The following is a 9,454-nucleotide window of genomic DNA, read 5'->3' as shown; positions in this document are numbered from 1 at the left end:
CCCACCCACCAGCCACCGCCCTCGGGCCCGACCCGAGGCATGGACAAGGCAGGCCCGGCCTTGCGGGCAATCGTGGCGCAAGGATTCTGGCCCATCCGACGGTCAATAGGAAATAGCGGGTGAACTCTCCGGGTGCGACGTTCCTATGCCAATCCCTTGCCGGACATGACGGACGGCGATGCACAACCGGATCGGCGCACCCTGCCGGCGGTCCGCAATACATGGACAGGGATTACTCTATTGCAGCGCCATCTATTTTCGCGATGGCTTGAAGCCACGAACGCAGATTGGGTAGCTGATCCAGCGCAGTGAGCACTGCTTGGCAGCGATTTCGGGCAGCTGGCTCTCGCAGGCTGGCGCGAACCGCGAAAAGCAATGGGTAAAGGCTAAGGTCAGCGGCAGATATCGCGTTGCCGACGATCCAACCCGTCAGTGCCAGCACGCGATCGAGGGCTTCGAGTTCGGTGACCAGCTTCTGCTCCACTGCATCAACGGCACTTAAATCGCCTTTGCCGAACACCAACGGCCCGATGATGCTTTTGAGCAGCGGCTCGATATAGGACGTCTGGTCCCAAATGGCCTGCATGATGGCTCCAGCTTCCTTCGGCGTGGTGCCGAACAATGGAGGCTCCGAATAGGCCTTATCGAGATAGAACATGATCGCCTGCGACTCCCGCACCACGACACTGCCGTCTTGAAGCACAGGCAGTGTGCCGCGGGGGTTCAGCGAGAGAAATTCCGGTGTCCGGTTCTGACCCAAGGTTGGGTCGAGGATGACTTCTTCGAAGCCAATGCCCTTCAATCGTAAGGCCATCAGACACCGTTCTGCGAACGGGCCGGGCTGCATATGAAAGAACGTTATCGTCACGGCAAGCGGCTCTCTATCTCGAGACCAAAAGAAGGACATTGAATGCACCGCCGCATAGGATCATGGCGAGGCTGAGGGTGAGGCGAGCTTTCATCTAATTTCTCCTTGGACGTCAGCGCTTGCGACATCTGATGCAATAGGGATAGGAGATGTTGCATCATTAATCCAATCGATTGGCTCGATTATGACTATCGATCACGTTAATCTTGGCAGACTTGATCTCAACCTGCTGATTGCGTTTGACGCGCTTGCAATTGAAGGCAGTGTGACCCGTGCTGCCCGGCGTGTGGGCATTGGCCAATCGGCTATGAGCCACGCTCTTTCGCGGTTGCGCGTGTTGATGGAGGACGAGCTTTTTACGCGCATGCCGGAGGGAATGCTGCCCACTCCGCGCGCCAAGGCTCTGATCGGCCCGGTGCGGAACGCCCTCGCTGCGGCTCAACAAATATTGCTGAAGCACCAGCCGTTCGACCCGATTTCGGCAAGCCGCACATTCTTCATCGGCATGCCAGACAGCATCGAGCTGGTGCTTTTGCCAAAGCTGCTCGCAGTGGCTCAAAAGATCGCCCCGGGCATTATTCTGCGTGCAAGGCGGACCGATCGGTTCCAGGCGTTGGACCAGATCGATGGGGACGAGTTGCACCTGGCCGTGGGCGAGTTCAACCAGGGTGGCATGCATCACAAACGTCGCGGGCTTTTCAAGGCCAACTATCTTTGCCTGTTCGACGGGACTCAAGTGCCAATTGCCGGCGATTTCACTTTGGAAGACTATCTAGCCTATCCACATGTCCTGCTGGGATCGATCACCACCAAGCCACATGGCGTGGTCGACGACGCCTTGGCCGCAATTGGTCGAAGCCGAAAGGTTGGGGTGACCACGGAACATTTCATCTCGGTGCCCTATCTGCTGAAGTCCGGGCCGATGATCTCGACTTGCGTGCAGCCGGCGGCGGGCATATTCGCCACCGAATTTGGCCTGAATGCGAAGTCACCGCCGCTGCAACTGCCGAACATTGAGGTATCGATGTTGTGGCACGCGTCCTACGACACGGACCCTGCGCATCAGTGGCTTCGCGGTCTCATCGTCGACATTCTCAGCTAAAGAAAAAGTCCGCCAATGAACCTACCAGCCTGCTGATAGATACGGGCCGCCTATATTGCAGCATATGTCACGACCGCTGCGGATGGTCGAATGCCCGTGTTGAACGTCCGAATTGGGGTCGCCACCAACCCCACTGCACCCGACGCCGAGTGACCGCGCGGCGTTTCCGCGCGCCCGCTGCCGGGCCCGCAGATTTTTCGTTCACCGACTTCCGGCTTTCGTGCCACTCTGCTAACCCACGGCCAAACATCACCTGCCTGCGGAGACTGCCCGATGAGCGCGACTTTCAAGACCCTCGACGAACTCGACCTCACCGGCAAGCGCGTGCTGCTGCGCGCCGATCTCAACGTGCCCGTGGCCGATGGCAAGGTGACCGATGCCACCCGCATCGAGCGCCTGGTGCCCACCATCCGCGAAATCGTCAAGAAGGATGGCAAGGCCATTCTCCTCAGCCATTTCGGCCGCCCCAAGGGCAAGGTGAACCCCGAATTCTCGCTCGAACAGGTCTGCGAGGCCGTGGCCAATGAGACCGGCCACCCCGTTGGCTTCGTCGCCACCGACTGGGTCGATGTTTCCGCCGCCAGGGCCGCCATCGACGAGGCCCCAGAGGGCTCGGTGCTGATCATGGAAAACACCCGCTTCCATCCCGGCGAAGAAGAGAACGATGTCGAACTGGCCAAGCGCATGGCCAGCCTCGGCGATGTCTATGTCAACGACGCCTTCTCCGCCGCCCATCGCGCCCATGCCTCCACCGAAGCGCTGGCGCATCTGCTGCCCGCCGCCGCCGGCCTCGCCATGGAAGCCGAACTCAAGGCGCTGGAAGCCGGTCTCGGCAAGCCCAAAAAGCCGGTGGTCGCCATTGTCGGCGGCGCCAAGGTTTCGTCCAAGATCGACCTGCTGGAAAATCTCGTGACCAAGGTCGATGGCCTCGTCATCGGTGGCGGCATGGCCAATACCTTCCTCTTCGCCCAGGGTTATGGCGTCGGCAAGTCGCTGTGCGAAAAGGATCTCGCCGACACGGCCCGCCGCATCATGGACAAGGCCGAAAAGGCCAATTGCGCCATCATCCTGCCCATCGATGCCGTTGTCTCCTGGCATTTCAAGGCCAATTCGCCCACCCGCCTCTATGGCGTCGATGCCGTCGATCCCGATGGCATGATCCTCGATATCGGCCCGTCCTCGATCGAGCGGATCAACGCCGCCATCGACGACGCCCACACCGTGGTCTGGAACGGCCCGGTCGGCGCCTTCGAGATGGAGCCCTTCGATGCCGGCACCGTCGCCATCGCCAAGCATGTCGCCAAGCGCACCCATGATGGCCATCTGGTCTCGGTGGCTGGCGGCGGCGATACCGTCAGCGCCCTGGCCCATGCCGGCGTCAAGGACAAGCTCACCTACGTCTCCACCGCCGGCGGCGCCTTCCTCGAATGGATGGAAGGCAAGCCCCTCCCCGGCGTCGAATCGCTGAAGAAATAACGATTACCTTCTCACAGCGGCGCGACCAAAATCGCGCCGCTTGACCTTTGCAGCTGCGAGGTTCATTTTTGTCATGCAAATGCATGACAGGAGGCAATCATGGCTGCAAGTTCCCTGGTCCAGGCGCGCATCGAGCCGGAAATCAAGGATCGCGCAACGGCCGTTCTGGCCAGCATGGGCCTGTCCGTATCCGACGCCGTGCGCATTCTTCTCACCAAGGTCGCCAATGAAGGCGCCCTCCCGGCCGGGCTCACGACCTCTCCGGAAGACTACGACCGCTGGTTTCGCGCCAAGGTGCAGGAAGCGCTGGACGATCCACGGCCCGGTATTCCCCATGAAGAGGTGGAAGCAAATTTCGCCAAGCTGCGGGCCGAAACCCGCCGCAAGCTGGCCGGAAGCGAATGAGGCTGCTTTGGCGCCCGTCCGCTGAAGAGGATCGGCGTGCGATCTTTCTCTACATCGCCACTGACAACATCGCAGCGGCAGAAGCGCTCGATGACCGGATCGCATCATGTGCACGGCAATTGCTGGATTTTCCCGGCAGCGGACGGGAAGGCCGGATATCCAATACACGTGAGCTCGTTATTCCCGGCACCCGCTACCTCATTGTCTACAGCGCCAGCCAGGAGACAACCGAGATTATCCGAGTGCTGCACACGGCCCAGAAATGGCCTCCGGACGAAGACTCGCCGGAAAACTGACCGCACCAGCCCCAACGTGGAGCCGACCCCGACCGAAAAGTTCCCCGCCGCCTTTTCGTCCTTTCGTCTAATAACCACAGGTCTAATCGAAAGCGCGCTGACCAAAGTCTAGTATCGGGGCCAAAGCAGTTCCGAGGGGAAGACGATGTCCAAATCGCTCAATGCGATCGCCCAGAAGCTCATGACACCGGGTCAGGGCATCCTGGCAGCCGATGAATCCGAAGGCACGATTGCCAAGCGCTTTGCCAAGATCAACCTTCCCAACACGATCGATCTGCGCCGCGACTACCGCGAAATGCTGTTCGGCGCCTCGGAAGCGATGCGCAACTATGTTTCCGGCGTCATCCTGACCGAAGAGACGCTCAAGCAGGAAGCCGCCGACGGCACCCCGTTCCGCGCCATCCTCGCCGATGCCGACACTATTCCCGGCATCAAGGTCGATCGCGGCGCCTTCCCCATGCCGGGCGAAACCGGCGAAAAGATCACCGAGGGCCTTGATGGCCTGCGCCAGCGCCTCGCCCATTATGCCGAACTCGGCGCCGGTTTTGCCAAGTGGCGCGCCGTCATCACCATCAACGACGTAGCCCCCACCCGCAACAATATCCGCGCCAATGCCCATGCCCTGGCGCGCTATGCCATCCTCTGCCAGGAAGCCGGCATCGTGCCGGTGGTCGAGCCCGAAGTCGTCGGCGACGGCGATCCCGGCAATCACTCGCTCGAGCGCTGCGCCCAGGTCACCGGCGACGTGCTGGAGGCCACGTTCAAGGAACTGCGGCTGGCCGGTGTCGATCTGGCCGGCATGCTGCTCAAGCCCAATATGGTCCTGCCCGGCATCAATTCCCGCGATCGCCCCAGCATCGAGGAAGTGGCCCGCCGCACCGTCGACGTGCTCAAGGAACATGTGCCCGCCGCCGTCCCCGGCATCGCCTTCCTCTCCGGCGGCCAGACCGATGAGGAAGCCACGGCCCACCTCTCGGCCATGAACCGCATTTCGGGAAAACCCTGGCCGCTGACCTTCTCCTATGGCCGCGCCTTGCAGAATGTGGCGCTGCGCACCTGGGCCGGCCGCCGTGAAAATTTCAGCGCTGCCCGCGCCGCCTTCGCCCACCGCGCCCATATGAATTCGCTGGCCGCTCTGGGCGAATGGTCCGGCGATCTCGACAAGGCAGCCTGATATCCAGTTGACGCTCCCAACGTCACGGCAGACGCGCATTTCCCCCGGAATGCGCGTCTCGCTTTTTGGCTGATCCGTTCCGCCCCATTGCGCCAGCTCCCGCCCGCCCCTATTGGTTTTGTCCCTTTCTTGCCAAAAAGGCCGAATAGGGAGCATTCGCTTACACCTCGGGAACGCCATGGCGCCGCAGCTTTATCTGATCACTCCTCCCGCTCCCGAACCGGCGGCCTTTGCGCGCCAGCTCATGGCCGTGCTCTCCGGCCCGGCGGTTTCGGCCATTCTGGTGCGGCGCGGCACTCAGGACGAAACGGCCTATGCGGCCCTGGTCGAGCGCCTGGTGCAGATCGGCCAGGCGGCCGGCGCCGCGGTGCTGGTGGAAGACGACGTGGCCCTGGCCCGCCGCCTCGGCGCCGATGGCGTCCACATCACCACCGGTGGCACCAAGGCCATTCGGGAAGCCGTCGCCGCCCTCAAGCCCGACGGCATTGTCGGTGTCGGCAATATCGGCTCGCGCCACGACGCCATGAGTTTTGGCGAACTCGATGTCGACTATGTGATGTTCGGCGCCCTCGACGGCAAAGCCGACCCACAGGGGGCCGACCTGGCGCAATGGTGGACCGAGACCTTCGAAGTGCCGGCCGTCCATGTCGATCCAGCGGCCAGCCCCGACAGCGTCGCCGGCAATCCCGCCGAATTCGTCGCCTTGTCCGATCTCGTCTGGAACGCCGCCGACCCGGCCGCCGCTCTTGCCGCCTTCGACCGCGCACTCCGGGAGCCTGCATGATCACCCTGCGTCAGCTCCTGCCATTGGCCCTGCTGGGCCTCGCCATGCCGGCAATGGCGCTCGCCACCCCGGCCCTGGCGCAGACCGAAAATGCCGAGGCCGTCAGTGACGCGGTGTTCGGCCCCCGCCAGCCGGCCGATTACGCCTTCGGCGCCTTCCAGCGCGGCTATTTCCTCACTGCGTTCGAGCTGGCCCTGCCGCGCGCCGAAAAGGGCGATGCCGCGGCCCAGACGCTGATCGCCGAGATCTATTCCAAGGGCCTGGGCGTGGCGCAGAATGCCGAACGCGCTGCCGGCTGGTATCAGCTCGCCTCCAATAATGGCGACCGTCTCGCCACCTTCGAATTGGGCATGCTCTACCAGGATGGCGTCGGCGTCCCCAAGAACCGCGAGCGCGCCGCTGCCCTGTTCCGCCAGGCTGCCGAGGCCGGCTATATCCCGGCCAAGTACAATCTCGCTTTGCTGCATGTGGAAGGCATTTATGCCGATCCCAGCCTCACCACGGCCGCCGCCCTGATGAAGGAAGCCGCCGACGCCGAACTGCCCGAAGCGCAATATGATTACGGCTCCATGCTGATCGAGGGGGCCGGCGTCGTGCCCGACCAGGCGGAAGGCGCCCGCTATATTGGCCTCGCCGCGGCCCAGGGGCTGACCGCGGCCCAGGTCGATTACGCCACCCTGCTCTATCTGGGCCAAGGCATTGCCCATAATCTCGAGGAGGCCGTCAGCTGGTATCGCCGCGCCGCCGAATCCGGCAATCCCGTGGCCCAGAGCCGTTACGCCAAGCTGCTGGCCGTGGGTGAAGGCATCAATCTCGACCTCGAGGAATCGGCGATGTGGCGCGCTCTGGCGCGGCGCCAGGGCCTTACCGACCCCTCGCTCGACCGCTTGCTGGTCTCCATTCCCGACGATGCTCTGGCCCGTGCCGAGGAACGTGCCCGCTTCTGGCCCTCCGCCCCGCCGGGCACTCAGACAAATGCACAAGCCACGGCTCCGATAGAGGTACAGGGGCCGGTCCTACCCAATTCCACCGATCCCGAAAATGCCCCGAGCCAGGTGGTCGATCCAGCCGCCAATGCCGCGCCTCCGGCCGAGCAAGAACCGCAAGACCCTTGAACCGGGCTCTATTCTGAGGCAATAAGCCCGCCAAACGTCAATTCCGCGGCAGGCCCCAGCCTCTTGAGCCCGCGCCACCGGTCACTCCTGGCCGCGGCGCCGGACCGGTCCCGCCGCCCCAATGAGCGAGCATATCATCATGGCGCGGTCCGCCCTCCTCAACGTCATGGTCAGTGCCGCCATCAAGGCCGGCAAGTCTTTGTCGCGCGATTTCAACGAGGTCGAAAACCTGCAGGTCTCCCGCAAGGGCCCGGCTGACTTCGTTTCCAAGGCCGATATCCGCGCCGAACAGATCGTCTATGACGAGCTGCGCAAGGCCCGCCCCACCTATGCCTTCCTGATGGAAGAGGGGGGTGAAGTCGCCGGCACCGATGGTCAGCACACCTGGATCATCGACCCGCTCGATGGCACCACCAATTTCCTCCACTCCATCCCGCTCTTTGCCGTGGCCATTGCCCTGCAGCGCGGCGACGATATCGTCGCCTCGGTGATCTATAATCCGGTAATGGACGAGCTCTACACTGCCGAAAAGGGCGGCGGCGCCTGGCTCGCCGACCGCAAGCGCCTGCGCGTCGCCAGCCGCCGTCACCTCTCTGACGCCGTGATCACCACCGGCATCAAGACCCAGGGCACCTCCAACGACGCCCTGCAGCTGCGCCAGCTGGCCAGTATCAACCCCGCCGTCGCAGGCATTCGTCGCTCGGGCTCGATCTGCGTCGACATGGCCTGGCTGGCCGCCGGCCGCTATGACGGCGTCTGGGAAGCCGGCCTCAAGCCCTGGGACGTGGCTGCAGGTTTCCTCATGGTCAAGGAAGCCGGCGGCGTGGTCACCGATTTTGCCGGTCAGCCCGGCTCGGTCTGGAACGGCCAGGTGGTCGCCGGCAACGAGACCATCCAGGCCGCCCTGCTCAAGACGCTCAAGCCCATCCAGTAGCCTCTGGCGCATCCGCCGGCATTTCCGACCCTCGGGCACCCCCGGGGGTTTTTCATTGCCGGGCAAAGCGTTGGCCATCAAGCCCGCGGTTCGAGCACCAGCACTTCCTCGAACCAGTTCATGTCCTCGAAGACGCAAAGCGCGGGCGCGCGCAATTCCAGTACCGGCGCCGCCGCCCGCAGATCCGTCACCACCGCATCCAGCATGGCCTGCCAGTCCGGCAGGGCCTGATCATCCAGCCAGGCGATCGGATAGGCAAAGGTGCTGTGAAACTCGTAGTGATCGTGGTTGGGCTGGCACAGCCCCAACAGCTCCGACAGCCGGTTGCGCCAATCGGCCATGGCGTAGCGGTCCTCTGCGGTGGCGCCCTGCAATCGCAGGCCGATTGGAGCGGCGCCGGTGACCTCCACGGCAAAGCGCGGACCGGGTTCGAAGCTGGCCAGCCGCGCCTGAAAAATCTCGGTCATGCGCTCGAGTGGCGTATCGATCGCCACGTCATGCGGCCAGAATGGCAGGGCGCGATTGCGGTCGAGCACCCCCTCGAACAGCGTCATGTGCAGGCTTTCCGGGGCGGTGAAGGCAAATTTGTGCGCATCGGGCATGTTGAGGAAGCGCTGCCGCGCCGCCAGCAGCGCCGCCTCGGTCGCCGATCCCGCCACGGGATGGCAGACAATGGTATTGCCCCGCTCGCTCTGGAACAGACCATCTTCCGAATAGCGCCGGCCGAGATAGCGCGGTTTCTCCTGCTGCCGGCTCCGGGCATAATAGGCTAGGGTCGTGGGGTCGATCGCCTCGTTCATCGAGCGGCTCCTGTTCGCAATTGCCTGTCGCGCCTCTAGCGGCGCTATGCGAAACTGCGATGACGACACCGGCTCGAGGCGCGCGAACGCGCTTGTGTCCAGCCCCCATTAACCTTTCTCATTGCCCGGAACTCCTGCGCTGACTAGTCTGCGGCATGTGATTTGCACGCGAAGGGGCAAGGCAAAGGCTTATGTCGCAAGGATACGATCCCTACCACCTGGCCAGCCCGACCGTTTACCTGGTCAAGATCGTCATCTTCCTGGTGCTGGTGGGTCTGGTCGCCGCCATCCTCTTCACCAATATCGTCACCTTCTTCTGGGCCAACCCGTTCATCAACTCGATGATCTTCCTCGCCCTGTTCGTCGGCATCTTCCTCAGCTTCCGGCAGATTTTCCGCCTGTTCCCGGAGGTCAAATGGGTCAATTCCCTCCAGGACGGCACCGCCCCCACCACCCCCCCCCGGGGGGGGAACGCCCCCCCCCCCCGGCGCCCCCATTGG

10 protein-coding genes and 1 pseudogene are annotated in these 9,454 nt (G+C 63.2%); 9 read left to right on the top strand and 2 right to left on the bottom strand.

The annotated features are described in order from the left end of the window. Window positions 1–232: 232 nt before the first annotated feature. Window positions 233–868, bottom strand: coding sequence for a glutathione S-transferase family protein (locus DEVEQU_RS17605; RefSeq protein WP_164550471.1), 636 nt, complete (start codon window positions 866–868; stop codon window positions 233–235). Between the two features lie 184 nt (window positions 869–1,052). Here DEVEQU_RS17605 and DEVEQU_RS17600 point away from each other — a divergent pair, with 184 nt between their 5' ends. The 8 genes from DEVEQU_RS17600 (at window position 1,053) to DEVEQU_RS17565 (ending at window position 8,154) form a co-directional block, all read left to right on the top strand. Beyond that, on the top strand, window positions 1,053–1,970 hold the full coding sequence (locus DEVEQU_RS17600) for a LysR family transcriptional regulator (protein ID WP_126151907.1): 918 nt from the start codon (window positions 1,053–1,055) through the stop codon (window positions 1,968–1,970). 273 nt (window positions 1,971–2,243) lie between these two features. Then, the gene (locus DEVEQU_RS17595; RefSeq protein WP_126151906.1) at window positions 2,244–3,446 is read left to right on the top strand and encodes a phosphoglycerate kinase; all 1,203 of its coding nucleotides are present in this window, start codon (window positions 2,244–2,246) and stop codon (window positions 3,444–3,446) included. A gap of 99 nt (window positions 3,447–3,545) precedes the next feature. Then, window positions 3,546–3,851 carry a type II toxin-antitoxin system RelB family antitoxin gene (gene relB, locus DEVEQU_RS17590; RefSeq protein ID WP_126151905.1) on the top strand — a complete coding sequence of 102 codons (306 nt, stop codon included), beginning with the start codon at window positions 3,546–3,548 and terminating at the stop codon, window positions 3,849–3,851. Further along, window positions 3,848–4,147, top strand: a complete 300-nt coding sequence (locus tag DEVEQU_RS17585) for a type II toxin-antitoxin system RelE/ParE family toxin (protein WP_126151904.1) — start codon at window positions 3,848–3,850, stop codon at window positions 4,145–4,147. Before relB ends, DEVEQU_RS17585 begins: the two co-directional genes overlap by 4 nt. A 145-nt stretch (window positions 4,148–4,292) precedes the next feature. Next, a complete protein-coding gene (locus tag DEVEQU_RS17580; protein WP_126151903.1) occupies window positions 4,293–5,321 on the top strand; it encodes a class I fructose-bisphosphate aldolase in 1,029 nt (342 codons plus the stop codon). Between the two features lie 178 nt (window positions 5,322–5,499). Further along, window positions 5,500–6,105 (top strand): thiamine phosphate synthase, encoded by a 606-nt coding sequence (locus DEVEQU_RS17575; protein WP_126151902.1) that lies wholly within the window; start codon window positions 5,500–5,502, stop codon window positions 6,103–6,105. Next, complete coding sequence (locus DEVEQU_RS17570; protein ID WP_126151901.1) at window positions 6,102–7,220, top strand: tetratricopeptide repeat protein; 1,119 nt, start codon at window positions 6,102–6,104, stop codon at window positions 7,218–7,220. The genes DEVEQU_RS17575 and DEVEQU_RS17570 overlap by 4 nt, the downstream gene beginning before the upstream one ends. Window positions 7,221–7,359: 139 nt before the next feature. Beyond that, window positions 7,360–8,154, top strand: a complete 795-nt coding sequence (locus DEVEQU_RS17565) for an inositol monophosphatase family protein (RefSeq protein WP_126151909.1) — start codon at window positions 7,360–7,362, stop codon at window positions 8,152–8,154. Window positions 8,155–8,231: 77 nt separating this feature from the next. Here DEVEQU_RS17565 and DEVEQU_RS17560 read toward each other — a convergent pair whose 3' ends face one another. Further along, window positions 8,232–8,954: a DUF1868 domain-containing protein gene (locus DEVEQU_RS17560; protein WP_126151900.1), complete on the bottom strand. Its 723-nt coding sequence runs from the start codon at window positions 8,952–8,954 to the stop codon at window positions 8,232–8,234. 191 nt (window positions 8,955–9,145) lie between these two features. On the opposite strand from DEVEQU_RS17560, the pseudogene DEVEQU_RS17555 reads away from it, so the two are divergent. Next, window positions 9,146–9,454, top strand: a pseudogene (locus DEVEQU_RS17555) (hypothetical protein); the annotation flags it as partial.

The sequence above is a fragment of the Devosia equisanguinis genome, from assembly GCF_900631955.1.
Classification (GTDB): Bacteria; Pseudomonadota; Alphaproteobacteria; order Rhizobiales; family Devosiaceae; genus Devosia; species Devosia equisanguinis.
The sequence above is the reverse complement of the archived record's forward strand: the minus strand, read 5'-3'. Positions and strand labels throughout refer to the sequence as shown.

Bases quoted from the DNA above. Each gene is read 5' to 3' on its own strand.
- DEVEQU_RS17600 (WP_126151907.1), top strand. From the start codon at position 1,053: ATGACTATCGATCACGTTAATCTTGGCAGACTTGATCTCAACCTGCTG.
- DEVEQU_RS17595 (WP_126151906.1), top strand. From the start codon at position 2,244: ATGAGCGCGACTTTCAAGACCCTCGACGAACTCGACCTCACCGGCAAG.
- relB (WP_126151905.1), top strand. From the start codon at position 3,546: ATGGCTGCAAGTTCCCTGGTCCAGGCGCGCATCGAGCCGGAAATCAAG.
- DEVEQU_RS17585 (WP_126151904.1), top strand. From the start codon at position 3,848: ATGAGGCTGCTTTGGCGCCCGTCCGCTGAAGAGGATCGGCGTGCGATC.
- DEVEQU_RS17580 (WP_126151903.1), top strand. From the start codon at position 4,293: ATGTCCAAATCGCTCAATGCGATCGCCCAGAAGCTCATGACACCGGGT.
- DEVEQU_RS17575 (WP_126151902.1), top strand. From the start codon at position 5,500: ATGGCGCCGCAGCTTTATCTGATCACTCCTCCCGCTCCCGAACCGGCG.
- DEVEQU_RS17570 (WP_126151901.1), top strand. From the start codon at position 6,102: ATGATCACCCTGCGTCAGCTCCTGCCATTGGCCCTGCTGGGCCTCGCC.
- DEVEQU_RS17565 (WP_126151909.1), top strand. From the start codon at position 7,360: ATGGCGCGGTCCGCCCTCCTCAACGTCATGGTCAGTGCCGCCATCAAG.
- DEVEQU_RS17560 (WP_126151900.1), bottom strand. From the start codon at position 8,954: ATGAACGAGGCGATCGACCCCACGACCCTAGCCTATTATGCCCGGAGC.